General features: G+C 56.9%; 23 protein-coding genes and 1 pseudogene. 19 read left to right on the plus strand and 5 right to left on the minus strand.

The features are described 5' to 3' along the window. The first annotated feature begins 166 nt into the window (after positions 1–166). Positions 167–412: a hypothetical protein gene (locus RGV06_RS18650; RefSeq protein WP_019823768.1), complete on the plus strand. Its 246-nt coding sequence runs from the start codon at positions 167–169 to the stop codon at positions 410–412. Position 413: 1 nt separating this feature from the next. Here the strand turns inward: RGV06_RS18650 and RGV06_RS18655 are convergent, their stop codons facing one another. The 3 genes from RGV06_RS18655 to norR all read right to left on the minus strand — a co-directional run bounded on the left by RGV06_RS18655 (position 414) and on the right by norR (position 3,414). Beyond that, positions 414–887 (minus strand): GNAT family N-acetyltransferase, encoded by a 474-nt coding sequence (locus RGV06_RS18655; protein ID WP_019823766.1) that lies wholly within the window; start codon positions 885–887, stop codon positions 414–416. Positions 888–892: 5 nt separating this feature from the next. Continuing rightward, positions 893–1,792: a chemotaxis protein gene (locus RGV06_RS18660; protein ID WP_322150821.1), complete on the minus strand. Its 900-nt coding sequence runs from the start codon at positions 1,790–1,792 to the stop codon at positions 893–895. 77 nt (positions 1,793–1,869) lie between these two features. Beyond that, complete coding sequence (gene norR, locus RGV06_RS18665) at positions 1,870–3,414, minus strand: nitric oxide reductase transcriptional regulator NorR (RefSeq protein WP_048351147.1); 1,545 nt, start codon at positions 3,412–3,414, stop codon at positions 1,870–1,872. Between the two features lie 153 nt (positions 3,415–3,567). On the opposite strand from norR, the gene hmpA reads away from it, so the two are divergent. The 13 genes and pseudogenes from hmpA (at position 3,568) to RGV06_RS18730 (ending at position 17,160) form a co-directional block, all read left to right on the plus strand. Continuing rightward, positions 3,568–4,740, plus strand: a complete 1,173-nt coding sequence (hmpA, locus tag RGV06_RS18670) for an NO-inducible flavohemoprotein (protein WP_019823762.1) — start codon at positions 3,568–3,570, stop codon at positions 4,738–4,740. Positions 4,741–4,857: 117 nt separating this feature from the next. Further along, a complete protein-coding gene (locus tag RGV06_RS18675) occupies positions 4,858–5,367 on the plus strand; it encodes a disulfide bond formation protein B (protein ID WP_046808694.1) in 510 nt (169 codons plus the stop codon). An 810-nt stretch (positions 5,368–6,177) separates the two neighbouring features. After that, complete coding sequence (gene cyoA, locus RGV06_RS18680) at positions 6,178–7,116, plus strand: ubiquinol oxidase subunit II (protein WP_019823755.1); 939 nt, start codon at positions 6,178–6,180, stop codon at positions 7,114–7,116. A gap of 3 nt (positions 7,117–7,119) precedes the next feature. Beyond that, positions 7,120–9,144 carry a cytochrome o ubiquinol oxidase subunit I gene (gene cyoB / locus RGV06_RS18685; protein WP_019823753.1) on the plus strand — a complete coding sequence of 675 codons (2,025 nt, stop codon included), beginning with the start codon at positions 7,120–7,122 and terminating at the stop codon, positions 9,142–9,144. Positions 9,145–9,147: 3 nt separating this feature from the next. Next, positions 9,148–9,771, plus strand: coding sequence for a cytochrome o ubiquinol oxidase subunit III (locus RGV06_RS18690; protein ID WP_037031938.1), 624 nt, complete (start codon positions 9,148–9,150; stop codon positions 9,769–9,771). Next, on the plus strand, positions 9,771–10,097 hold the full coding sequence (cyoD, locus tag RGV06_RS18695) for a cytochrome o ubiquinol oxidase subunit IV (RefSeq protein WP_016779556.1): 327 nt from the start codon (positions 9,771–9,773) through the stop codon (positions 10,095–10,097). Before RGV06_RS18690 ends, cyoD begins: the two co-directional genes overlap by 1 nt. A gap of 11 nt (positions 10,098–10,108) precedes the next feature. Further along, the gene (cyoE, locus tag RGV06_RS18700; protein ID WP_048351145.1) at positions 10,109–10,996 is read left to right on the plus strand and encodes a heme o synthase; all 888 of its coding nucleotides are present in this window, start codon (positions 10,109–10,111) and stop codon (positions 10,994–10,996) included. A gap of 118 nt (positions 10,997–11,114) precedes the next feature. Then, positions 11,115–11,385 (plus strand): annotated as a pseudogene (locus RGV06_RS18705) (IS110 family transposase); the annotation flags it as partial. A gap of 433 nt (positions 11,386–11,818) precedes the next feature. Continuing rightward, positions 11,819–12,286, plus strand: coding sequence for a hypothetical protein (locus tag RGV06_RS18710; protein ID WP_046808692.1), 468 nt, complete (start codon positions 11,819–11,821; stop codon positions 12,284–12,286). Positions 12,287–12,548: 262 nt separating this feature from the next. Then, positions 12,549–13,247 carry an ABC transporter ATP-binding protein gene (locus tag RGV06_RS18715; protein WP_019823745.1) on the plus strand — a complete coding sequence of 233 codons (699 nt, stop codon included), beginning with the start codon at positions 12,549–12,551 and terminating at the stop codon, positions 13,245–13,247. Continuing rightward, positions 13,244–14,440 (plus strand): ABC transporter permease, encoded by a 1,197-nt coding sequence (locus RGV06_RS18720; protein WP_416194561.1) that lies wholly within the window; start codon positions 13,244–13,246, stop codon positions 14,438–14,440. Before RGV06_RS18715 ends, RGV06_RS18720 begins: the two co-directional genes overlap by 4 nt. Further along, positions 14,433–15,911, plus strand: coding sequence for a TolC family protein (locus tag RGV06_RS18725; protein ID WP_322150825.1), 1,479 nt, complete (start codon positions 14,433–14,435; stop codon positions 15,909–15,911). Before RGV06_RS18720 ends, RGV06_RS18725 begins: the two co-directional genes overlap by 8 nt. Continuing rightward, the gene (locus RGV06_RS18730) at positions 15,898–17,160 is read left to right on the plus strand and encodes an efflux RND transporter periplasmic adaptor subunit (RefSeq protein WP_019823740.1); all 1,263 of its coding nucleotides are present in this window, start codon (positions 15,898–15,900) and stop codon (positions 17,158–17,160) included. Before RGV06_RS18725 ends, RGV06_RS18730 begins: the two co-directional genes overlap by 14 nt. A 53-nt stretch (positions 17,161–17,213) precedes the next feature. On the opposite strand, the gene RGV06_RS18735 is transcribed toward RGV06_RS18730, so the two are convergent. Both RGV06_RS18735 and kdgR read right to left on the minus strand, forming a co-directional pair. Next, complete coding sequence (locus tag RGV06_RS18735; RefSeq protein ID WP_048351143.1) at positions 17,214–18,023, minus strand: hypothetical protein; 810 nt, start codon at positions 18,021–18,023, stop codon at positions 17,214–17,216. Between the two features lie 160 nt (positions 18,024–18,183). After that, positions 18,184–18,963 carry a DNA-binding transcriptional regulator KdgR gene (kdgR, locus tag RGV06_RS18740; protein WP_019823736.1) on the minus strand — a complete coding sequence of 260 codons (780 nt, stop codon included), beginning with the start codon at positions 18,961–18,963 and terminating at the stop codon, positions 18,184–18,186. A 212-nt stretch (positions 18,964–19,175) separates the two neighbouring features. On the opposite strand from kdgR, the gene RGV06_RS18745 reads away from it, so the two are divergent. The 5 genes from RGV06_RS18745 to RGV06_RS18765 all read left to right on the plus strand — a co-directional run bounded on the left by RGV06_RS18745 (position 19,176) and on the right by RGV06_RS18765 (position 25,463). Continuing rightward, entirely contained in the window at positions 19,176–20,177 is a 1,002-nt protein-coding gene (locus tag RGV06_RS18745; RefSeq protein ID WP_019823735.1) for a sugar kinase, read from the plus strand. Between the two features lie 4 nt (positions 20,178–20,181). Then, positions 20,182–21,393: a D-mannonate dehydratase ManD gene (manD, locus tag RGV06_RS18750; protein WP_019823733.1), complete on the plus strand. Its 1,212-nt coding sequence runs from the start codon at positions 20,182–20,184 to the stop codon at positions 21,391–21,393. Between the two features lie 78 nt (positions 21,394–21,471). Next, positions 21,472–22,506, plus strand: a complete 1,035-nt coding sequence (locus tag RGV06_RS18755; RefSeq protein WP_019823731.1) for a Zn-dependent oxidoreductase — start codon at positions 21,472–21,474, stop codon at positions 22,504–22,506. 207 nt (positions 22,507–22,713) lie between these two features. After that, complete coding sequence (locus RGV06_RS18760) at positions 22,714–23,994, plus strand: MFS transporter (protein WP_019823729.1); 1,281 nt, start codon at positions 22,714–22,716, stop codon at positions 23,992–23,994. 11 nt (positions 23,995–24,005) lie between these two features. Beyond that, complete coding sequence (locus RGV06_RS18765) at positions 24,006–25,463, plus strand: mannitol dehydrogenase family protein (protein WP_322150830.1); 1,458 nt, start codon at positions 24,006–24,008, stop codon at positions 25,461–25,463. The last annotated feature ends 6 nt before the right edge of the window (positions 25,464–25,469 follow it).

Raw genomic sequence — 25,469 nt, forward strand, 5'->3', positions numbered from 1 at the left:
ATTGCTGACAGTTAGCACTGAGTAAAACATCCGGCAGGTCATTTTTGTGGGAGCGGGCAGATTGATGATTTTTACGACCAGTGAGTGCAACGCACAGGGGGCGCACAGGTATACTGCGCGGCATTGCGCCACTTGGCCTGACTTTTTACCGTATTTCGGAGCTTTCATGACTACCCCTACACAAACGACGGCTCCTGATGCCCCGGACACTGAACTGGTTGAAAATGAAACCACTCTGGAGACCCCGAAAAAACCGGTCATCCCAGCGTTCACTTTCCCTTTCAAGCCTTCCGAGTTTGCCAAGGCCAAGTCCCAGGGCAAGGCGTACTACCAGAAAAGCGGCCTCGGCGGCCACGACACAACCCCTGGCGCACCGCCACACGGCACCCGTAAAACCATGGGCAAGCGCTGATCTATAGCTCGATGCGCTGCACCTGAACCATCCCGGCCCGCTCGTACAAACGACGGGCCGTGGTGTTGCCCTCCATGACCTTCAGGTCAACGCAGGCCTCACCGCGTTGTGCGTACACCGCAAACACTCGCGCCAGCAACGCCTGGCCAATGCCTTGCCCTTGATGTCCGGCATGCACCACCAAATCCTTCAGATAAGCGCTGGTCCAGCCTTGCGCGACGCCCACCACCACGCCTGAACGCAGTGCGATCAAGCACAACTGCGGGTCGAATTCGGCGTCGTGCAGCAGGCTGTGGCGCCACTCCTCGAGCGAATCAACAGTGCCACTGCCATCGCTGTAACCCTGGCTGAGCAAGGTATGCACCGGTTGCATCAGCTCCTCGCTCAGGGCCACAACGCTTACATCGGCAGGCCAGCAAGCGGCTGCCAACGGGCGAGTCAGGTCTTTGCGCAGTAACAGGCAGTACTCGCTCATGTGTCTCAGTAACCTTGCTCGGCAACCGTGCGAGCCGCCAGGATCAAGCACTGCGTCAGCTCGGGCGAAGAGAATTTGGTCAACACCGCATTGGCTCCGGCCAGGCGCGCTTTTTCGCTGTTCATCGAGCTGTTCAACGAGGTGTGCAGCAGCACGTACAGGTGCGCAAAGTCAGGGGTGTCACGCACGGTGCGGGTGAAGGCATAACCGTCCATTTCCGACATCTCGATATCGGACACCAGCACATTGATCTGGTCCGGTGTGCCTTGCAGTTCCAGCAGGCGCTCGATGGCTTCCTTGGCGCTGCGCGCCGTGTGGCAGTGCAGGCCCAGATTGCGCAGGGTAATGACCGATTGCTGCAACGCCACCTGGCTGTCGTCGACCACCAGTATTCGAGCGTTGGCCAGCAGCCTGGATTCTTCCCTGCTGAGGTTTTGCTCTGCGCCTTCGACTTTTGCCGGAGCGATACCGTGGATCACTTTTTCGATATCCAGCACCTGCACCAGCACGCCGTCGACCTGGGTTACGCCAGTGATATACGAGCGTTTGCCGGAGCCATAGGGCGGTGGGCGAATATCCGTACTCAGGCAGTGCACGATTTTGCTCACGGCCTGTACATGCAGGCCCTGCTTGGAGCGGCTGACATCGGTCACGATCAGGCAGCCGCCATCAGGATCGAGCAACGGCTGCTCGCCGATGGCCCGACTAAGGTCAATCACCGACAACGCCGTGCCACGCAACACCGCAATGCCTTTCACATTGTGGTGCGACTCGGGCATTTTGGTCAGCGGCGGACAGGGGATGATTTCACTGACCTTGAGCAGGTTGATCGCCAACAACTTGCCGCTGCGCAGAGTGAAGAGCAGAAGCGAAAGTGAATCTGCGCGGGCATTGTTCGATGACATAAAAACCTTCTGTGGTGGGAGCGATACAGCGTTATCGACCTTAACCGGGCGGGCTTTAATTTGTGGGAGCGGCAGGTTTACTTCAGGCCCAGTCGTTTGGCCATGCGCCCCAGGTTCGCCCGGTCCAGGCCCAATTCCCGCGCAGCGCTGGCCCAGTTGTGCTGATGGCGTTCAAGGCAGGCGCTGATCAGCTGGCGCTGGTAGTTATCAGTGGCCAGACGCAAATCGCCGATGGGCTGCTGTACATTCAGGGGCTCAATTGCCGCAGCGCTTGGGGGGGTGGTTGGCAAGTCCAGGTCTGCCGCCGTCAGGGTCAAAATGCGCGGTCGCGTGGTGCAACTGCCCAAGGCTTTAAGGGCGCTGCGGCCGATCAAATGCTCCAGTTCGCGCACGTTACCCGGCCAGGAATATTGCACCAGAGCGGCTTGCGCATCGGGACTCAGGCGTAAGCTGCCAAGGCCCATGCGCGAGCGGTTTTGCTCCAGAAAAAAACCGCTCAACAACAGCACATCACGCCCGCGTTCACGCAATGCCGGCACTCTGATCGGATACACACTCAACCGGTGATAAAAGTCTGCACGCAGGCGACCGCTGCGCACTTCTTCAGCCAGGTCGCGGTTGGTGGCCGCGATCAGCCGCACGTCGACCTGATGCTCCTGATCCGAGCCCAGGCGCTGTAACTGCCCGCTTTGCAGCACCCGCAGCAACTTGGCCTGCACGGTCAGGGACAGCTCGCCCACTTCATCCAGAAACAGGGTGCCACCGTTGGCCAGTTCGAATTTTCCGCGCCGGTCATTGGTTGCCCCGGTGAAGGCGCCGCGCACATGACCGAACAGCTCGCTTTCAACCAGGGTGTCGGGCAGGGCGGCGCAGTTCAGGCTGATCAGCGGTTTATCCGCCCGTGGCGAGGCCGCGTGAATGGCCTGTGCCACCAGTTCCTTGCCGACACCGGTCTCGCCGGTGATCAGTACTGTCAGATCACTGCCGCCCACCAAGGCGATTTCTTCAAGCAGGCGCTTGTGAATCTTGCTCTGGCCGATCAGTTCTTTATTGGGTGAACCGTTGGCCTGTCGATAGAGCTCGGCTTTCTGCTGTTCGTCCTCCACCCGCAATGCCAGGCGTTCGATGCGTTGAGCCACGTTGACCGTAGCGGCGGCCAGGCTGGCAAAGGCCTGCAGGTCGTCCAGTTCGATCGGCTCAAAGCGTTTTGGGTCCAGGGCGTCGAGCGTCAGCAGCCCCCAGGGGCGCTCGTCGACAAACAGCGGGCAGCCCATGCAGTCGTGGACTTCCAGGTGCTCGGCGAGTCCGTCTACCAACCCGTCATACGGGTCTGGCAGCTCGCAATTGCTAGGGAATCGGGTAGGGCCGGGGCTCGCGAGCAGCGCTTCAAAGCGCGGGTGCTCGCTGACCTTGAAGCGTCGCCCGAGGGTATCGAGGCTCAAGCCATCGACCGCCAGCGGCACCAGCCATTCGCCGTCCAGCCGCAGCAGGGCGGCGGCATCGCAGGGGAGCAGGGCGCGCAAGGCGTGCAGCAAGCGTCGATAGCGCTCGCTCTCGGGCAGGTCGCGGGACAAGTCAGCCACAAGTGGCAACAGGGTGGTGAGTAGCAGTTTTGCAGTCATTTTGACCTCGTATAGTCTTTATGACTATAAATGAGTATGAGTCAAAATGACTATATATTCTTTAAGGTATTGATTTTAAAGGATTTAAATGTTGGCACGAAAGCTGATAGGTAAAGAGTAATTGTTAAAGCCTACGTGCCCAGGAGTTACCTTATGCTTACTGCTCAGGATCGTGCCATCGTTAAATCCACCGTACCCTTGCTGGAAAGCGGCGGTGAGGCGCTGATCACTCATTTCTATCGCATGATGTTGTCCGAATACCCGCAGGTGCGCTCTCTGTTCAACCAGGCCAACCAGGCCAGTGGTGATCAGCCCCGTGCACTGGCCAACGGTGTACTGATGTATGCGCGGCACATCGACCAGCTCGACCAGTTGGGCGATTTGGTTGCCAAGATCATCAACAAGCATGTTGCGCTGCAAATCCTGCCGGAGCATTACCCGATTGTCGGCAGTTGTTTGCTGCGGGCGATTGAGGAAGTGCTGGGCAGCGATATCGCTACCCCTCAAGTGTTGAGTGCCTGGGGTGCGGCCTATAACCAGCTGGCCGATATCCTGATCGGTGCCGAAGCCGCCATTTACGACGAAAAAGCAGCTGCCCCAGGCGGCTGGCGCGGCGGGCGAGCGTTCAAGCTGGCGGCCAAGATCCAGGAAAGCGCTGAGATCACCTCGTTTTACTTCCGTCCGGTCGATCAGCAGCCAATCCTTGATTTTGCTCCGGGTCAGTACATCGGCCTCAAGCTGATGATTGATGGTCAAGAAGTCCGTCGTAACTATTCACTTTCTGCGCTGGCTCAGGTCGGTCGTTACCGCATCAGCGTCAAGCGCGAGAGCGGCGGGGTTGTTTCCACTTTCCTGCACGACCGGATGAACGTGGGCGACACCCTGGAACTGTTCCCGCCAGCGGGCGACTTCACGCTGACCGACAGCGAAAAACCGCTGGTGCTGATCAGCGGTGGCGTGGGTATTACGCCGACCCTGGCAATGCTTGAGGCAGCGTTGGCGACACAGCGTGCGATTCACTTTATCCACTGTGCCCGCAATGCCGATGTGCACGCCTTCCGCACCTGGGTAGATGAACTGGCCGATCAGCACCCTCAATTGAAGCGTTTTTACTGCTACGACGAGCAGGGCGAATCTGCAAATCATGTAGGGCTTTTGACTGAGGAAGTGCTGGCGCAATGGTTACCGCAAGAGCGCGACCTGGATGCTTATTTCCTGGGGCCCAAAGGCTTCATGGGGGCGGTCAAACGTCACCTCAAAGCACTGGGTGTGCCTGAGAAGCAAAGCCGCTACGAGTTCTTCGGCCCGGCGGCAGAGCTGAAGTAACCTTAATCCCCCATTAATCCCCTTGCGAGACCTTCCCGGTAACGTTCAGATACATCCAGGCATCAGGTCTGGGTGTAAACTGCGCGGCTTACACACAATCAGGCTAAGGGACGCGGGATGACGAATGACATGTTGCAACTGGGCCGGGAGAAGCGCTTCCTGGTTCTGCTCGGGCTGATTTGCCTGGCGCTGATCGGCGGCGCCCTCTATATGCAGATCGTGCTTGGCGAGGCGCCTTGCCCGCTGTGTATCCTGCAGCGCTATGCCCTGCTGCTGATCGCGATCTTTGCCTTTATCGGCGCCGCGATGCCTACCCGGCGCAGCCTTACGGTGCTTGAAGTGCTGGTGGTGCTGAGCGCCATTGGTGGAATCGCCGCTGCCGGACGTCACGTCTACATCCTGGCCAACCCGGCAGTCAGCTGCGGTCTTGACGCGTTGCAGCCGATTGTCGATGGCTTGCCACTGGCGGCGATCTTCCCGCTGGGGTTTCAGGTGGACGGCTTTTGCTCAACCCCTTACCCCCCCGTGCTCGGCCTGTCGCTGGCGCAGTGGGCACTCGTGGCCTTTGTGATGACTGCCGTGCTGGTGCCTCTGGGCATTTACCGCAACCGTCAAAAAGCCAGCTAAGCAAAGCGTTAAATTTGCCATGAGGCGCCTCGTTCTTCCTCTGGATGTGCGGGGCGTTTTTTTGTCCGCGCGCAAATGTAAAGAGGGTGTTAACCGGGGGTGGAAAAAGGGTGCGCAACACTGCGACATATTGTCACGGAGCGTTTGTCGCAGGGCGTGTCTTCATCTGACAGACGGTCTTTCAAACGTATGACTTCGTGTAACGGCTCTGAGACGTTTTGACGCTGATGACGGGGTTGAAAAGTACGTGGCGAGACTCAACGCAAATCGGCTGTAGCCCTTTTTATTTGGGCGTTCAGGAGGGGTAGGGGTGTGGTTGTCGTGCGCTAAAAAGGGGCGCTGAAATCGAGGGGTAATGGCGTGCTACAGCCACGAGCAAGGGGGGTGTCAAAGCGCGGGGCGTAATAATAGGTAGGGATTGTTACCTAGGCCGAGAAGAATTATTTCCGGATGAGACATGGTTTATAGAGAGCTACCTAACTACAATCGCCCGCACTGAACGTCCAGCCTGCTCATCCCTGAGCCCAAGCGGGAAGTTGAAGGCCGACTGGGTTGTTCAATACAGGCGTCCCATGCGACTCCCAGGTACTGGCAACCCTTCTAAGTTCCGCACCAAATGGAATTGGTCTGTGACAAGGCCATTGACCACGTATCGAATAAGAAATCACTGCTAACCCGGAATTTGCCCGTTCACCTGATGGTGATAGAGCAGGCTTTTATTCAATTCCGGAAAAGAGCCAACCCTTGGCAGGGCGAAGTGTTGGCGAAAAAAACCAACTGCATTGTGCAAGCTGTTTTAGAGGTCGTGAGATGACTAAAAAAAGGTACCCCAGACTCCTTGGCTTATTGCCACTTTTCGGCATGTTGCTGCTGGGAGGTTGCAAGTGGACGCTGCTGGATCCAGTGGGGCAGGTCGGGGTCGAAGAGCGTAATCTGATCATCACCGCTACGTTGCTGATGCTTCTGGTCGTAGTGCCGGTCATCATTATGACCCTGGTCTTCGCGTGGAAATATCGTGCGTCGAACACCAGCGCTACCTACACGCCGAAGTGGTCGCACTCCACCAAGATCGAAGTTGTGATCTGGACCGTGCCGATTTTGATCATCATCGCCCTGGGCGTGATCACCTACAAATCGACCCACGCGCTGGACCCGTATCGTCCGCTCGAATCTGACGTCAAGCCGATTACCATCGAAGTGGTGGCTATGGACTGGAAGTGGCTGTTCATCTACCCGGAACAGGGTATCGCCACCGTCAACAAGATCGTGTTCCCGGCCAACACACCGGTCAATTTCCGTATCACTTCTGACACGGTCATGAACTCGTTCTTCATTCCGGGCCTGGGCGGTCAGATCTACGCCATGGCCGGTATGCAGACCAAGCTTCACCTGATTGCCAACCGCAACGCTGAAATGGAAGGCATCTCTGCCAACTACAGCGGCGCTGGTTTCACCGGCATGAAATTCAAAGCGATCGCGACTTCTCAGGCTGAATTCGATGCCTGGGTAAGTGAAGTCAAAGCATCACCTAAACAGCTTGAACAAGCTGAATACGAAGCCTTGAGCAAACCAAGCCAGAACAATCCCGTTGAGCTGTTCTCCTCGTACACACCGAACCTGTTTCAGAAAATCGTCGACAAGTACGAAGGTATGACTCCAGGCAAGCCGGTCAAGCACGAGAAGAAAGAAGTGGCCGGGATCGATGGGGTGGACACAAGTTCGCATTCAGCTGCCGGGGCAGAGGAGTAAACGATGTTTGGTAAATTAAGTTGGGAAGCGGTCCCGTTCCACGAGCCGATTGTCATGGTCACCATTGCCATGATCGCGCTCGGTGGTCTGGCGCTGTTTGCGGCAATCACCTACTTCAAGAAGTGGACTTACCTGTGGACCGAATGGCTAACGTCAGTCGACCACAAGAAAATCGGCGTGATGTACATCATCGTTGCCATGATCATGCTGCTGCGCGGCTTTGCCGATGCCGTCATGATGCGTACCCAGTTGGCCATGGCCACCGAGGGTTCGCCTGGCTACCTGCCGCCTGAGCACTATGACCAGATCTTCACCGCTCACGGTGTGATCATGATCATCTTCATGGCGATGCCATTCTTCACCGGCCTGATGAACCTTGCAGTGCCGCTGCAGATCGGCGCACGTGACGTTGCTTATCCGTTCCTGAACTCCCTGAGCTTCTGGCTGCTGGTGTCCGGCGTTGTGCTGGTCAACCTGTCCCTGGGCGTCGGCGAATTCGCCAAGACCGGTTGGGTTGCTTATCCGCCGTTGTCGGGTTTGCAGTACAGTCCGGGCGTGGGGATGGACTACTACATCTGGGCACTCCAGCTATCGGGGCTAGGTACGACGTTAACCGGGGTTAACTTCCTGGCGACCGTACTGAAGATGCGTGCTCCTGGCATGAAGCTGATGGACATGCCGATCTTCACCTGGACCTGCACCTGGGCAAACGTCCTGATCGTGGCTTCGTTCCCGATCCTGACCGCTACCCTGGCACTGCTGACACTTGACCGTTACATGGATTTCCACATTTTCACCAATGAACTTGGTGGCAATCCAATGATGTACGTCAACCTGTTCTGGGCGTGGGGTCACCCTGAGGTGTACATCCTCATTCTTCCGGCGTTCGGTATCTTCTCCGAAGTTATCTCCACGTTCACCGGCAAGCGTCTGTTCGGTCACCACTCGATGGTCTACGCCTCCGGCGCGATCTCGGTGCTGGGCTTCATGGTTTGGCTGCACCACTTCTTCACCATGGGTTCGGGTGCAAGCGTCAACGCCTTCTTCGGTCTGGCGACGATGCTGATTTCGATCCCGACGGGGGTCAAGCTATTCAACTGGCTGTTCACCATCTACCAGGGCCGTCTGCGCTTCACCAGCCAGGTTCTGTGGACCCTGGGCTTTATGGTGACCTTCGCTATCGGCGGCATGACCGGCGTACTGCTGGCCATCCCGGGTGCTGACTTCGTACTGCACAACAGCCTGTTCGTAATTGCTCACTTCCATAACGTGATCATCGGCGGCGCGGTATTCGGTTACATCGCAGGCTTCAGCTTCTACTTCCCTAAAGCGTTCGGCTTCAAACTGAACGAGAAGTGGGGCAAGGCAGCGTTCTGGTTCTGGTGCGTCGGCTTCTTCGTAGCCTTCATGCCGCTCTACGCGCTGGGCTTCATGGGTATGACCCGTCGTCTGAACGCCAGCACCAACCCTGAGTGGGTGCCTTACCTGTACGTTGCTCTGTTCGGCGCAGCACTGATTGCAATCGGTATTGCCTGCCAACTGATCCAGCTGTACGTCAGCGTACGTGACCGCAAGCTGCCAGAGAACGCCTGCGAGCACGGCGATCCGTGGAATGGCCACACCCTGGAATGGTCGACTTCGTCGCCACCTCCGTTCTACAACTTTGCTGTAGTGCCACGGGTCGACACCATCGACGCGTTCACCGAAGCCAAGGAAAACGGTACTGCGTACAAGGCCCCGGCCAAGTACTCGCCGATCCACATGCCTAACAACACCGCAACCGGTGTGTACATGGGTGCTTTGTTGACCGTGTTCGGTTTCGCAATGATCTGGCACATCTGGTGGTTGGCCATCGTTGGTCTGGTCGGCACTGTCGTGGTCTTCGTTGCCCACGCTGCCCGTGATGACCAAGGCTACATGGTGCCGGTTGAGACCATCGAGCGTATCGAGGCTGAGCAGCACAAGCGTCTGGTAGCCGCAAAAGCAATCCCGGCTTCCCGTGTTGAAACCAAGTTGGAACAGGCTTAAACCATGTCGAACTTAGCGACCACTGCTGGACACGCTCATGGTCACGACCATGAGCACGAGGAACACCACGACGCGGGCGAGACAACCATATTTGGTTTCTGGCTCTACCTGATGACCGACTGCATATTGTTCGCGTCGATCTTCGCGGTATATGCAGTTCTGGTTAACAACGTAGCGGGTGGCCCGTCGGGCCACGACATCTTCGAGCTGCCATACGTACTGGGTGAAACTGCCCTGTTGCTGTTCAGTTCGATCACCTACGGCTTCGCCATGCTGGCGTTGTTCAAGGGCAAAAAGCAGCAGGTGCTGTTCTGGCTGGGCATGACCTTCCTGCTCGGTGCAGGCTTCATCGCCATGGAAATCAACGAGTTCCACCTGTTGATCTCCGAAGGCTACGGCCCTAGCCGTTCGGGCTTCCTGTCCGGGTTCTTCACCCTGGTGGGTACCCACGGTCTGCACGTGACCAGCGGTCTGATCTGGATGGCGATCATGATGTATCAGGTGCAGAAAAACGGCCTGACTTCGACCAACAAGACCCGTCTGAGCTGCCTGAGCCTGTTCTGGCACTTCCTGGACGTGGTCTGGATCTGCGTATTCACCGTTGTTTACCTGATGGGGACTTTGTAATGGCTAACGCACATTCCGACGGCGCCAATCACGGCAGCGTGAAGTCCTATGCAATCGGCTTCATCCTGTCGGTGATCCTGACCGTTATTCCGTTTGGGCTGGTGATGTACCCATCGCTGCCTAAATTCACCACGCTGGCGATCGTGCTGTTGTTCGCCGTGGTGCAAGTTGTAGTTCACCTGGTGTACTTCCTGCACCTGGACCGCTCGCCTGCTCAACGCAACAACGTCACGGCGCTGGTATTCGCGGCCCTGGTTATTGTGCTGCTGGTGGGCTTGTCCCTGTGGATCATGTTCAGCATCCACACTGAAATGATGGCGAAGTGAGGTAAGACCCGATGTCCTTTAAGCACTTTATCCAAATCACCAAACCGGGGATCATTTTCGGTAACGTGCTTTCTGTGGCAGGTGGGTTTTTCCTGGCCTCGAAGGGGCATTTCGATCTTGCCCTGTTCCTGGCCGCGGTAATCGGCACCTCCCTGGTGGTAGCGTCCGGTTGTGTGTTTAACAACTGCATCGACCGCGACATTGACATCAAGATGGACCGCACCAAAAACCGCGTACTGGTCCAAGGCCTGATCTCCCTCAAGGTGGCACTGATTTACGCCACCTTGCTGGGGGTTGCCGGCCTTGCCCTGCTGTATCGCGTAGCCAATCCGCTGGCGGCTCTGTTCGCGGCGATCGGCTTTGTGATCTACGTCGGTCTGTACAGCCTGTACTTCAAGCGCAAGTCGGTTCACGGCACGCTGATTGGCAGTCTGTCGGGTGCGATGCCACCGGTTATCGGCTACGTCGCAGTGAGCAACAGCTTCGACATGGCCGCACTGACCCTGCTGGTGATGTTCAGCCTGTGGCAGATGCCGCATTCCTACGCCATCGCGATCTTCCGCTTCAACGATTACCTGGCCGCATCGATTCCGGTGTTGCCCGTGAAGCGCGGGATCAAGGTTGCCAAGAAGCACATCCTGCTTTACATCCTCGCGTTCCTGATCGCGACCCTGATGCTCACCCTTGGCGGTTACGCCGGTATGAGCTACATGGCCGTGGCTGCCGCGATGGGCATGTACTGGCTGTACATGGCGTGGACGGGCTACAAGGCCGTCGACGACAAGGTCTGGGCACGCAAGCTGTTCGTGTTCTCGATCTTCACCATTACCGCACTGAGCGTCATGATGTCCCTGGATTTCAAAGCGCCCGCCGAGTTGCTGCTGACTTACGCGCACTAAGATAGCCAGACTGAAAAACCCCGCCTTCGAGAGGAGCGCGGGTTAATCAGGTGGTCACCCCCAACACCCTGTGAAGGCTTCGCTTTCACAGGGTGTTTTGTTTTCGGTGGCCATCATCATGAGCGAGTCCGCACTGATCGGTATCGATCTGGGCAAACATACTGTGCGCCTTCACGGCCAGGACAAGTCGGGCCGCGAGGTGTTTCGCAAAAAATGCTCCCGAGCGCAGATGATGCGGTTTTCGGCAACATGCCGCGCTGCGTCGTGGTGTTGAGGTCTCGCGTTCCTCGATGCTTTTAGTTGCGCCCCAAACCGAATCCCGGCAAACCCTCTCCATGCTGCACCGTAGGCGCGAGTCGCTGGTGCACGAGCGTCCCCAAACGGCTAATCACTCCAATGTAGTGGCGTGAGCCTTGGCCAATAAGCTGGCGCGTATCGCCTGGGCGATAGCGGCCCAACCTACGCAATACGAAACGGGGGCAGTCCATTTTAAGCGGGCGCGATAGCCCTTAAATGCGCCAACGAAGCTCATCTCCCAAGTCGTTCAAAGCCCAGTTGTTCTGGTATAGGTTGCGCCGAAAAGACCCGCTGAAGCCTCGACGATCGTCGAGCTGTCATTTGGCGAGCAAACCACCACGGTGAAATAGCGGTCTTCCGATCCTGGGGGGGCGCCGCTTTGTCCGTGGACTTGCCGTGGTTTTTTGCCCTACATACCGGCCAGATTTTGCTTGCATATATCCATACGGTGAGATGATCAAATTGACGTTCTTAGTTTCAGTCTAGGAACTAAGTAAATTACAACTATAAATTAAGGTGCGCATGATGATTGATCGATCTTTTAGGTTGGCCCTGGTTGCTTGTACGCTTGCGAGCAGCGCTATGTTTGTAAGTGTTTCTGCGAGTGCTAATTCTAATTTGATAACCAAAGAATTTGCGGTTGGTTGTAACGGTGGTGATTTTGGTGGGCGTGCGACTGGTGTATATACTATAGACCCGAAAACACGTGCCATTTCGGCGCATATACAAAAGTACAAAATCTTCAGGTTTGACAATAAGAGTGCTGGTAATAAAGCCAATCTTAATATGGGTATGAGCCATTCGAATACTACCACGGCTATGAGTGTTTACTCGGCGGATAACTTGAGGCAGGACGACACTTGGCGTAGTGTGTCTTTGAGCAGGTGGTTGCATCAGGTTCCAGGCTATCCGGTTAGTGTTGGTGTTGAGTTTGTTTTTGATAAATCTGGGAAGGATCCGAAGTGTAAGGCTTCTGCAGTACTTGCTCAGTAAGTTGTTTATGTTTGTGCGGGCAGTGTTGATGGCTGTCTGCGGATAGTGTAGTGGCTGCGCGCTCTTGTCGGTGTAAAGTCACCCGCAGGTGCGCGCGGTTTGAAAAGTAAGATTCCTCGCTGTTCTTATGTGTGTCTAAAGAGATTGCTTGATGTTCAAAAGGTAGTGATTGCGTTCTCCTGTCATGCAGTTGTCGTATTCGCGTGCTCTCCCTCTCCTGGGCTAACAACGAGTCACTGTTTTTAAAGGGTTAAGGGTTGTCATGGATAATTTGATATGTATTTCTATGAAAGGTATCAGTAAAAGTTACCGTCATGACGCAAAGACCCTTCAGGTTTTAAAACATGTCAATTTTCAGGTGGGTGTGGGAGAAACATGCGCTATTGTTGGGCCGTCTGGCTCAGGTAAAAGTACGCTTCTGAGCATTATCGGTTTGCTGGATTTTCCTGATGAGGGCGACTATCTACTGATGGGGCATTCAGTTGCAAATGCTCAGAGTGATGAGTTGGCAATGCTTAGAAAGTCAGAAATAGGATTTGTTTTTCAGCATTATAATTTAATTGCCCGTTTGAGTGTTCTGGAGAATGTGGCCTTACCGCTCCGTTATAGGGGGGTTGATCGTGCGCGCGCTCTAGAACAAGCCATGCAGATGTTAGGCAGGGTTGGAATGGCGGATCGTGCCCGCTTCAAATCTGCCGATTTGTCAGGGGGGCAAAAGCAACGAGTGGCGATTGCACGCGCGCTCATAGGTCAACCCTCCTTGATTCTTGCCGATGAACCGACGGGTAGCCTGGACAGTGAAACTGCCCGTGAAATACTTGAGTTATTGTTGTCGATACAAAAAGAACAACGGGTCACGTTGTTGATTGTGACCCACGACAATCAAGTTGCGCATCTGATGCAAAAAAAAATCAGGGTGCGGGGTGGCAGGGTTGAGGAGATGGGAGCATCCGTCCTTTGAGTACGTTAATAATGCTCCCATTGAATCAGGCTGTTGAAGATGCACTTGACAGTTTCCGTACATTGTCCAGACGTTCGGCCTTGGCGCTTCTGGGTATCGTAATAGGCAGCGCCTCCATTGTTGCGATCATCAATATCGGGCACAACGCGGGACTCGATGCTGCCTCTATATTTCAGGGTATGGGGACCGATACGTTAGTCGCACAGTTGCCGGATAAAGAGGATGCGCAGGTGTCGTTGCTCTCTATAGATGCTGCGAAAATCGAGGGGTTGGATCTCCCTGGGCTGCAGATAACACCGACAGTATTCGCCTCCATCAGTCTGGTGTTTAATAATCGTTCAGTCAATGCCCGCCTTGTCGGGACCGAGTCTTCTTTATTTAATGTGATCGCGCTGTCGTTACTTAAGGGGCGATTCCTGCATGAGTTTGATTTTGAAGAAAACGTTGTTGTTCTCGGTCATCAAGTAGCCGTCTCATTGAGTGAAGGAGGTTCTAGAATCCAAGTAGGTGATTGGCTTAATATCAATAACTACTTGTTTAAGGTTGTGGGTATTTTGAAATCGAAGACGAACTCGATGGTCAGTCCTGTTGTTGTCGATGATTCGGTCTTTATACCGTTGCATGCTATTTCCCGAGTAGAAAGCCAGACCGCGCTGCGTGATCTGATTGTCCGTGTTCCTCCCCCGCTCAATATTGAAATCGCTGCCCTGCGGTTACATGATCAGTTGGCCCGTACTTTTGAATTTCGTTCAGTTCAAATAATGGTTCCACAACAGATAATCGAGGGTATGAACCGCCAAAATAGAACGTTCCATTATCTGTTGATAGCACTCGGTGCTATTGCTCTGGTGGGCGGCGGTGTGGCGGTTATGAATGTTATGTATATGAACGTTTCCGAGCGACGTGTTGAAATCGGTTTGCGGATGGCTATTGGCGCTCGCCGCCAGGACATACGCAATCTGTTTCTAATCGAAGCGCTCGCGTTCAGTACGCTGGGTGCTGTGTTGGGTGCGGGCGTGGGTATAGCGCTGGCCTGGCTGTATGCCGTGATATCGGGGTGGGCATTTGAGTTGGCGATGCTGTCCATCCCGTTGGGCGTTTTAAGCACGTTACTGGTCGGCGTTTTCTTTGGGTTGAAACCTGCAATTGCGGCTTCGCGCCTTACGCCTGTAGAGGCGCTCCGTGATGATTAAATTAGCGGTTGTTACAAGCGCTGCGTGCTGTGTTTTGATCCTGTCGAAACAGCTGGCAGCCGCCCCTGCTCGAGTCGACGCCGGCGTGCCGCACCAGAGCGAGTTGCCCAGTGACTTGTTGAGTCAGCACTCCATCGATCTGTCCCTGGCTGAAGCTGTTTCGTTGGGCTTACGCCGCAACTACAGCATCCGCAGCCTCAAGCTCCAGCGTTTGCGGGAGAAGTTCGATTTGCTCGTGGCAGATGACCTGTTCAACCCAAAACTCAAGCTCAGTGGTACTCACCGGCTATCCAGGGGCAGCGTCGACAGCAGTCGCTCTACTGGCATTACGCCCAAGGTGAGCCTGCTGGGTGAGTATGGGACCAACATTGATCTGAGCTGGAACCAGCAGCTCAATGCCACGAAAAATTCGGGTGACATGAGCAGTGATGGCCTGGGGCTGACGTTGACTCAACCGTTGCTCAGGGGGACAGGTAAAGAAGTCACGACGGCACCCTTGCGCCTGGCCAAATTGACCGAGCAAGTCAACCAGTTGAATGTGAAGGCGAGCGTATCCAAAACCGTGTACGACATCATCGCGGCCTACCGTACGCTGATGAAATCCCAGACTCAGGTAACGCTTGCTATGGCGGCGCTTGGTCGGGCCGTCTCGCTGCTCAATATCAACAAACAGCTGATTGGTGCGGGTCGAGTAGCGGAGTTTGACGTTGTCCAGATAGAGGCGGATATCGCGACACAGGAGTTGGCGGTAGAAGAGGCGAAAAATCAGTTGGCGGCGAGTCGATTAGTGATGCTCAAGCTGTTGGCACTCGATCTGGAGACGCCTGTGCGTGCCAGTGACACCCTGCAAGTGACTCGGCTTGATATTGATCAGGCGACTGCGCTGAAAGTGGCGCAGGCCAGGCAGCCGCAATACCTGGCGACGCTGTTACAGAGCGAACAGGCATCGATCAACCTGTTGGTCGCGCAAGACCGGGGGCGTTGGGATGTGTCGTTGGTGGCAGGCGTCAATCAGCAACGGGACAATCACAGCATCAATGGCTCCAATCGGACGTGGGACAGTTACACAGGTCTGAAGCTGGAGATTCCTATTGGAGATATCAGCATCCGCCAGGCCAAGGTCAATGCCCAGACTCTGGTTGAGCAGCAGCAGTTGTATCAGGAGGAGGCGCTTATCGATTTGAAGCGTCAGATCACCGATTCCGTTCGGGGCCTGAACACTCTTTGGCGTCAGCTTGAAATTTCCCAGCGGGTCATGGACCTGTCCAGGCGCAAGCTGTCCATCGAGAACGACAAGTTGAATGCTGGCCGATCCAGCAACTTTCAAATCATCAGTTTTGAAGCCGACTTACGTGCGGCTGAAGATGCCAATTTGAGCGCGAAGATTTCATATCTGGATGCCAGAGCCCAGCTGAATGTGCTGCTGGGCGTGATGCTGGAGAGCTGGGAGATATCACTTGAGAGTTTTTGATCGGTCCAATGCCCTGGCGGGGCGCTGGAAGTATTTTGCAGCTTTGGGCCTGCTGCTGACCTTGGCCCTGGTTTTGCTCCTGCCGGCGACCCCGGACGGCCCCGTTACCTGGGTGGCGGTCAGTAGTCAGAAGCTGGAGCATGAAATCGGCCTGGTCGGCAAAATCGAACCGGTTGAGACAACCATCATCACTGCTCCTTTTGAAGGTTTTGCCTTGGCCAATGAGTTGCGGCCCGGTATGCAGGTCGAACAGGGGCAGGCATTACTGTCGCTCGATACGGCGCTGCTAGAAATCAAGGTCAGGGATGCTCTGGCCAACAAACTGAAAATGCAGCAGGCCATTGAAGTCTACGAGGCATGGGCGACGGGGCAGCAGATGATGCGAGCCAGGCAAGCGCTCAGAGTGGCCGAACTGTATGCGGGCAGTCTTGAACTTGAGCTTTCTCAGGTCGAGGAGCTGTATCAAAAAGGTATTGTTCCGCGTAACGAGCGCGATGCCTTGAAGCAGCAACATAACCTGCAGTCGCTTGAGCTGACGGCTGCCAAAAGCGAGCTCAAGCATGTGCAGGCAGCCGGCAAGGGTGAGGCCAGAACCATTGCCGATATGGAGTACCAGAATGCATCCATCGCCCATCAACAGCTAAGCGCCTTGCTGGAGCACAAGACGCTCCATGCTCCGTTTTCGGGTGTTGTGTTGTCCCTTGGGGCGCCGCAGTCGACAGCGGGCGAAGCGGGGGGGCTGCACCGGGGCGTTCTTTTGGCTACAGGTCAGCAACTCATCAAGCTGGGCAACATGAAAGGTCTCAAGGTTGTTACCCAAGTGGCGGAGTCGGACGTGAACAAATTTGTCCTGAACCAGGACGTAGCTATAGCCGGCGATGGCTTTTCGGGGCGGCAACTCAGTGGTTACGTCAGCGCCATCAGTCAGTTGGCCGTTCAGGATGACAACGCTGGTAGTGCTGCCAGATTCCCGGTCACCATCACCGTAAATGCCCCCGAGGATGGCGACTTCAAAAATGTCCGGTTGGGCATGAGTGTGCACATGACCATCGTGACATACCGCAACGAGAACAGTTTCATCATCCCCCACGCAGCCGTGGAACAGGCCGGTGATGCCATGTTCGTAGAGCACCGTGAAAACCTGGACGCGCCAGTGGTGCGGCGCGAGGTCACGATTGGCCAATCCACTGCCCAGGGGGTTGAGGTGTTCGGGCTGAACTCCGGGTTTGTGAGTGTGAGAAGCCTGTGAGAACACAGCGCTTCACACGGCCCCTTTTGGGAGCGGGCTTGCTCGCGATGGCATCACTCGGAATCTGACGTCGCAGGGGTCTTGAGTCCGGCTTTCCAGGGCGAGTACTCGATTCTATGGAATGCGCTGCCTATCCCTCTGGCGTTGGGTTCAAAGCCCGGCATGGTGCTCAGGTTCATTTGCTTGCAGCGCTGGACCAGGCTGGCAAGTAAGGTATCGTCCTGCTTGAACTCAGCGGGACGCAGGGCATGGGGATCCAGACTGGCCGCACATTCCAGCACCTTGCCTGTGCTGTCGCTCATCATCATGAGCGTGGCGACACCGATGCTGTCGATGGGCAGCGGGGCAAGCAAGTGCTTGAACAGAAAATCGTTTTGCGCCTTGTCCAGCAACGCTGCCGCGCGTTGTTCGCGGTCTTCGGCACTGAGCCCGGTGAGGGGATAAACCGCGACCGGAGCGACGACTTTAGCCGTCCTGGTCCTCGAGTTGATCAGTGACGAAGGCAGTTCGGGGAACACCGCCGTCCAGCAGATTGACACCAGATCGGTCGCCAGTGTGCGGTTGTAGGGGTAGATCCGGTTATCCAGCTTCGTGTTGGGTTGAGTGTCGCAACCAATGATGCGGTTCTTGTCATCAACGGTCATTACCAGGTTGAAGCTGCCATTGCGGCCCTGGGCGTTAGCCAGATCAGCCTCTCGGGCAAGCACCTTGCTGATCAGCTTTTCATAAACCCCGCGTTGCAGGGCCTGCTCCTTTTCCTGGGCAGGGGTGAGCCTGGACGGTTTGTCCGGCGCGCGGGTGCTGGATTGGCAGCCGGCCACCAGGAGGGCGGCAAGGACGAGGGAGAATGAGGGTTTTAACATGACGATCCTTGTGCGAGAGGCAGGCCGGGTAGAGTCCTTGCCGACTTTTAAACGGCGTGCAGTTTATCGCATTCAAGGAGCTTGTTGCAGTTGGGTTTTATTCGCGTTAGAGGCAAGTGCTGCACTTTCCTGCGCAGCGCAGCAGCCCCTTGCTTCACCCTTACGGATGCCAGCCCAACTGACTTGAAACCTGCTGCGAAGCCACCATCAGCTGTTTCACATAGTCCTGTTTCAGTTCTTCGCGAAAGCGAAAGCACGGGAACGACACGCTCATGCCGCCAATCACATGGCCGAAACGGTCGCGGATGGGGGCTGCGAGACAACGCATGTTGTCTTCGAATTCTTCATGGTCTTCGCCATAACCCTGCTCGCGAACCAGCGCCAGTTCCTGCAGGTAGGCGTCGATGCTGGTGAGGGTGTTGGCGGTGCGCCGCTCGAAGCTTTCTTCACGCAGGAGCGCAAGCAGTTCGTCTTCTTCCAGCCAGGCCAGCAGTACCTTGCCGATGCCGGTGCAGTACAACGGCGCCCGGCGCCCGATGCGCGAGTACATGCGCAAGTTGTATTTGGAGTCGATCTTGTGCACGTAGACGATGCTGCCTTCGTCGAGGATGCCCAGGTGCACGGTCTCGCCAGTCAGTTCGTTGATGCGGCGCATGCCAGGTTCGGCTTCGCGCACGATATCCAGATGGGGCAGGGCCTGGGCCCCCAGCTCGAACAGCCGCACGCTCAGGCGGTAGCGGTCTTCCGCATCCTGAACCACATAACCACGCGCCTTGAGTGACTGCAAAAAGCGATAGACCGTGCTCTTTGACATGTCCAGCTTCTGTGCAATTTCGGAAACGCCACTCTCTTCCGGGTGTTCGGCCAGGGCTTCAAGCACAGCCATGGTCCGGCCGACGGCAGAGACGAGTTCGTTGTTCTGGGTGGTGCTGTTGTCCATGAAGGCTCCAACGCAATTTAAAAAAACAAGGATATACCGTAGAGAATCGAAACGCTGTTTCATTTTTCTTGACGGTGTTCGGATTTTGATTAAACTCGGCCTCAAGCGAAAAAATGAAACGCCGTTCCAAAAATAATAATCAGCTCGATGCACTGTCACTCTCAGGTGCCTGTGTCGACGCAAAGCGACCCATAAAAACAAGGCGCGCAGAGATGACGGTAACCCTCGGGCATTGCCCACAGGCCAATTTGACCCAGCCCCTGCGGGTGGCACTGGTGGGCGAGTGCATGATCGAGATGCGCGGCCAGCCGGGTGCCGTGTTCAGCCAGACCTTCGGTGGCGATACGCTCAATGCAGCGGTGTACTTGTCCCGCCTGGGCGCCGGCAACGGAATTGTTGCCGACTATGTAACCGCCATTGGCGCGGACGCTTTCAGCACGGCCATGCGTCAGTTGTGGCGCGATGAAGGTGTCGGCGATCAGCATGTGCGGGTGATCAAGGACGCGCTGCCCGGTCTGTATTTCATCCAGACCGATGACCAGGGCGAACGCCGCTTCTCTTACTGGCGTGGCGAAGCTGCCGCACGGCGGGTTTTCGACGGGCCTGAAGCAAGCGCCGTTCTGCGCGCCTTGGCCGACTACGACTATGTGTACCTGAGCGGTATCAGCCTGGCGATCCTCACCACCGAAGGCCGTGAACGCCTGATGCAGGCTTTGAGCCTGGCCCGCGAGGGCGGCACGCGCATTGTCTTCGACAACAACTACCGACCCCACTTGTGGCCCGATGCGCCTTCAGCGCGCCAGGCATACAGCGACATGCTGCGCCTGACCGACCTGGCCCTGATCACCTGGGAAGATGACGCCGCGTTGTTCGGTTATGCCGATCACGAGGCCTTGTTTCGCGCTTATGCCCAGTTTGGGGTGGGCGAAGTGGCACTCAAGCGTGGTCCGGATGCGTGCTTGATCCAGTGCGCCGCCGGCCGTTTCGAGGTGCCCGCCGAAAAGGTGCAGCGAATCGTTGATACCACGGCGGCAGGCGACTCATTCAGTGCGGCTTACCTTGCCTGCCGCTTGCAAGGCGGTACGCCACAACTGGCCGCGCGCTGGGGGCACCAGCTGGCGGCGGAGGTGGTGCAGCACCCCGGCGCGCTGATCCCCGGAGTCGCCATGCCAAGCCTGAACATGCCTGAATTCTCTTCTGTCGCCGAGGCCTGAACCCATGAAAATTGTTGAAGCACGCGTGATTGTTACCTGCCCGGGTCGCAACATGATCACCCTGAAAATTGTCACTGACTCCGGTGTCTACGGCATCGGCGATGCCACCTTGAATGGTCGCGAAATGGCGGTCGTTGCCTACCTCGAAGAACACGTGCTGCCCGCGTTGATCGGGCGGGATGCCCAACGCATCGAAGATATCTGGCAATACCTGTATCGCGGTGCCTACTGGCGCCGTGGCCCGGTCACCATGACCGCGATTGCCGCTGTCGACGTGGCTCTGTGGGATATCAAGGCCAAGGCCGCCAATATGCCCCTGTACCAGTTGCTTGGCGGCAAGAGCCGCGAGCGGGTCATGGTGTACGGGCATGCCACCGGCAAGGACATCGAAGGGTGCCTGGCCGAAGTCGCCCGCCACGTGGAACTGGGTTACAAGGCGGTGCGCGTGCAGTGCGGGATTCCGGGCATTGCCACTACCTATGGTGTGGCCAAGCGCAGCGGTGAACGTTACGAACCGGCCGACAGCGACCTGCCCGCCGAACATGTATGGGACACCGCCAAGTACCTCAACCATGCCCCCAAGCTGTTCGCCGCCGTGCGCGAACGCTTTGGCGATGACTTGCATATCCTGCATGACGTTCACCACCGCCTCACGCCGATTGAAGCCGGGCGTCTGGGTAAAGCCGTGGAGCCGTTCAATCTGTTCTGGCTGGAAGACTGCACCCCGGCCGAGAACCAGGAAGCCTTTCGCCTGATCCGCCAGCACACCACCACCCCGCTGGCAGTAGGCGAGGTGTTCAACTCGATTCATGATTGCCGCGAGCTGATTCAAGAGCAGTTGATCGACTATATCCGCGCCACTCTGGTTCATGCGGGCGGCATCACGCATGTGCGGCGTATCGCCGATTTTGCAGCGCTCTACCAAGTGCGTACCGGCTTTCATGGCGCCACCGATCTGTCGCCGGTCACCATGGGTGCGGCGCTGCATTTCGATACTTGGGTGCCCAATTTCGGGATCCAGGAGCACATGCCCCACGACCCGCTGACTGACGAAGTATTCCCTCACGCCTACCGCTTTGAAGACGGTCATTTCACGCCCGGAGAAACCCCGGGGCATGGCGTGGATATCAACGAAGAACTGGCTGCCAAGTACCCCTACAAACGCGCCAGCCTGCCGGTTAATCGCCTTGAAGACGGCACGCTCTGGCACTGGTAGACACCGCTTAAAAGCTTTTTTGTACGACTGTGAATAACTATAAAAAACCGGGCGTCATGTCCTGGCAGGAGTTACCCGATGAAAGCGTTTCAAGTAAGAGCTCCCTTTGAATTCGGCCTGGCCCAGGTCGATGTCCCGCAACTGGCGCGCAACGAGGTCCGGGTTGAGGTGGCCTATGCGGGTATCTGTGGCTCGGACCTGCACATCATTCACGGGCAGAACGCCTTCGTGCGCTTTCCTCGGGTAACCGGCCATGAATTCTCCGGCGTTGTGAGCGAAGTGGGCGCGGACGTGGAGCAGATCACGGTCGGCGACCGCGTGTGTGTCGACCCGGTGATCAGCTGTGGCACCTGCTACCCCTGCCGGATCAACCGCCCCAACGTCTGCACCGGGCTGCAAGTGATTGGCGTACACCGCGACGGCGGTTTCAGTGAGCAGGTCTGTGTGCCGGCGAGCAATGTCCATCGTCTGCCTGACGCCATGTCGCTCAGCCATGCCGCGCTGGTGGAACCGTACTCCATCGCCCTCAACGTACTGGACCGCATGCAGCCCCACCCTGGCGACAGCCTGTTGATCTACGGCGCTGGCGTGATCGGCCTGACCCTGGTGCAAATGGCTCGGGCGCTGGGCCTGACCGACATTACCGTGACCGATGTAATTGACGAACGCCTGGATACTGCCCGCGCGTTGGGTGCCAGTCGCACCCTCAATGGCAAGGACGTGGACGTCGAGGCCACGATGCGTGAACTGACCCACGGTGAAGGCGTGCCGCTGATTGTCGATGCTGCCTGCATACCGGCACTGATGCCGCAAATGGTACGCATCGCCTCACCGGCGGGGCGTATCGGCCTGCTGGGTTTCAGCACCACGCCAACCGACTTGATTCAGCTGGAAATGATCAAGAAAGAACTGACGCTGGTAGGGTCCCGTCTTAACAACCGCAAGTTCGCCCGGGTGATTGAACTGATCGCCAGCGGCAAGTTGCAGGTTCAGGAAATGATCAGCCACCGCGTCCAGTTTGATGAGATGCCGCAAGCCATTGCGCTGATCGAAAACCACCCCGAGCAGACCCGCAAGGTGTTGGTGCAACTGAGCGCCAAGGATATTTCGTAGCCGTTGCCGCAGGCTACGTTCGGTTGCGCAGCAATCGTAAATCCAGAGTCCTTGGTTTGCCTGACAAACCAGTGAACCTGACCTTGCGACAGCTTCGCTGCCGGACGCAGCTTGCGTCAGCTGCTACGAGTTTTGCGCACCGCAAAAAGTTACACGTGCCCCATGCCGGGCACCCTCACCGAATAAAACAACAAGCGGGAGGTTCCAATGTTTGGTCAAGGTCGTACGTTAGTCATCATCATGCTGTTCCTGGCAGGCGTTATTAACTACCTGGATCGCTCGGCATTGTCCGTAGCCGCCCCCTTCATCCAGAAAGACTACGGTCTGACCACGGGTGAAATGGGCATGATCTTCAGTAGTTTTTTTGTCGGCTATGCCGCATTCAACTTTATCGGCGGCTGGGCAGCTGACCGCTACGGCGCAAAAACCACGCTGCTGCTGGCCATGGTGCTGTGGTCGCTGTTCAGTGGTCTGACGGTATTGACCGTCGGCTTCATGTCGCTGGTGTTTATCCGCATTCTGTTCGGCATGGGTGAAGGCCCGTTGAGCGTGACCACCAGCAAGATGGTCAACAACTGGTACACGCCCAAGCAGCGAGCGCGGGCAATTGGTACCTCCATGTCGGGTACCCCCTTGGGTGGCGCAATTTCCGGACCGGTAGTGGGCTTTATCGCCATCAGCTACGGCTGGAAAGTGTCGTTCATCATCATCATGTTGGTGGGCCTGGTGTGGGCTGCCGTCTGGTACAAGTTCGTCAAGGACAAGCCTGAAGGCAAGATTGCCGAAGAGATTGCGCAAGGCGAAGGCAATAGCCAGCTGGCCTCGCAACCGGTTCATCCGCTGCGCTACTACCTCAAGCAGCCGACCGTGTTATTCACCTCGCTGGCGTTCTTTTCGTACAACTACACGCTGTTCTTCTTTCTGACCTGGTTCCCTAGCTACCTGACAATGGCCCATGGCCTGAACGTTAAAGAGATGAGTATCGCCACGGTTATTCCATGGTTGCTGGGCTTCCTGGGCCTGGCACTGGGCGGCTTCATTTCCGACTTCGTGTTCAAGAAGACCGGGCGGATGATGTTTTCGCGCAAAGTGGTACTGGTCACCTGCCTGTTGGCATGCGCGCTTTGCATCGGTTTTGCCGGGGTCGTCAAAACCCTGTATCCGGCAGTGGCGCTGGTGGCTCTGGCGGTGTTCTTTCTATACCTCACCGGCGCCATCTATTGGGCAATTATCCAGGACACGGTACCGGCCGCACGGGTGGGTGGTGTGAGTGGCTTCATGCACTTTCTGGCCAATACCTCGGGCATCATCGGCCCGACCCTGACCGGCTTTCTGGTGCAGTTTACCGGCTCGTTCACCAGCGCGTTCCTGTTGGCGGGGTTGCTGACCATCATCGGTGCGGTGTGTGTCGCACGCTATGTCAAACCGTTGCCAGTGGTCGATGAATCCGACAGCGCCCAGCCACGTTCGGCCCTGAGCCATTCCTGAGGAGAAGGTTGATGCCCGTCGTTCAGCGTGTCCCCGCGGTGGCAACTGCAGCCGAAATCGGAATCGTGCATTTGGGCCTGGGAGCGTTTCATCGCGCTCATCAGGCGGTTTATTTGCAGCGCCATCTCAATCGCCACGGTGAAAGCCCGTGGGGAGTGTACAGCGCCAACCTGCGTTCCAATCGCGCGCTGGTCGAGCAACTGCGCGAGCAGCAATGCCGCTATTCGGTGGCCGAGTACCGTGACCGTGAACAGGTAACGTTGCGCGACATCACCGTGTTGTGTGAGGCGCTGTACGCAGGTGATGGCGGTGATGAGCTGCAACTGCTGTTGCAGCGCATGGCCGACCCGCGCACCCGGATCGTGACCCTGACGGTGACTGAAAAAGGCTATTACCTTAGCCCGACCACGGGGCAGTTGCGCCTGCAAGACCCGGCGATTGTCCATGATCTGGCAAACCCTCAGGCGCCGCGTACAGCACCCGGCATTGTGCTGGAGGCCTTGCGCCGCCGGTATGAGGCGGGCATTCCGGCGTTTACCGTGTTGTGCTGCGACAACATGCCCGACAACGGCCAGCGCACCCGTCAGGCAGTGAGTGGCCTGGCCGCAGCGCGAGACCCTGAGCTGGCGCAGTGGGTTGAGCAGCAGGTGGCGTTTCCAGGGTGCATGGTCGACCGCATCGTCCCGGCGATGGATGCGCAGGCGTTCACCCGGCTGGAGGAGCAACTCGACTGTCATGACCGTGCGGCAGTGGTGTGCGAAAGCTTCAGTCAGTGGGTGATCGAGGACCATTTCCCGCTCGGGCGCCCCGACTGGGAAGTGGAGGGTGTGCAGATGGTGGCGGACGTGCGTCCGTTCGAAACCATGAAGCTGCGCATGCTTAACGGCAGTCATTCACTGCTGGCGTACATCGGCTTGCTCGCGGGGCATGAAACGGTGTTCGACGCGATCAGCGACCCGGATCTGGCGCGTTGCATCCGCCATTACATGGCCCGGGAGGCTGCGCCAACACTGGATATGCCGCCTCAGATTGATGTGGCGGGCTATGCACGCGACCTGTGCGCGCGTTTTGCCAACGACAGCTTGCAGCATCGCCTGCGACAGATCGCCATGGACGGTTCACAAAAATTGCCGCAGCGCTGGTTGCAGGGTGCGCAACAACTGCTCGACGCGGGACGCAGTATTGACTGTGTCGCGTTGGGCATCGCGGCCTGGATTCACTACTGCACGCAGCCCTTGCCGGGTGCTGAACCCCATGGGGTCGACGATCCGCTGAGCGCCACTTTCGCCGATATTGCCGGTCGTTTTGAGGGGGCGCAGCGGGTCGACGCCTTTCTCGAACTGGATCAGGTATTCCCGATCGTGTTGTCAGCACAACCCGCCTTTCGCGATGCGGTTCAGCGTGCTTATAGCGCTCTGGAACACACTGGCATGGGCGTTCATCTAAAAACTTTTGCAGCACACAACTAACAAAAA

The sequence above is a fragment of the Pseudomonas sp. CCI3.1 genome (assembly GCF_034313985.1).
Taxonomy (GTDB): Bacteria; Pseudomonadota; Gammaproteobacteria; order Pseudomonadales; family Pseudomonadaceae; genus Aquipseudomonas; species Aquipseudomonas psychrophila.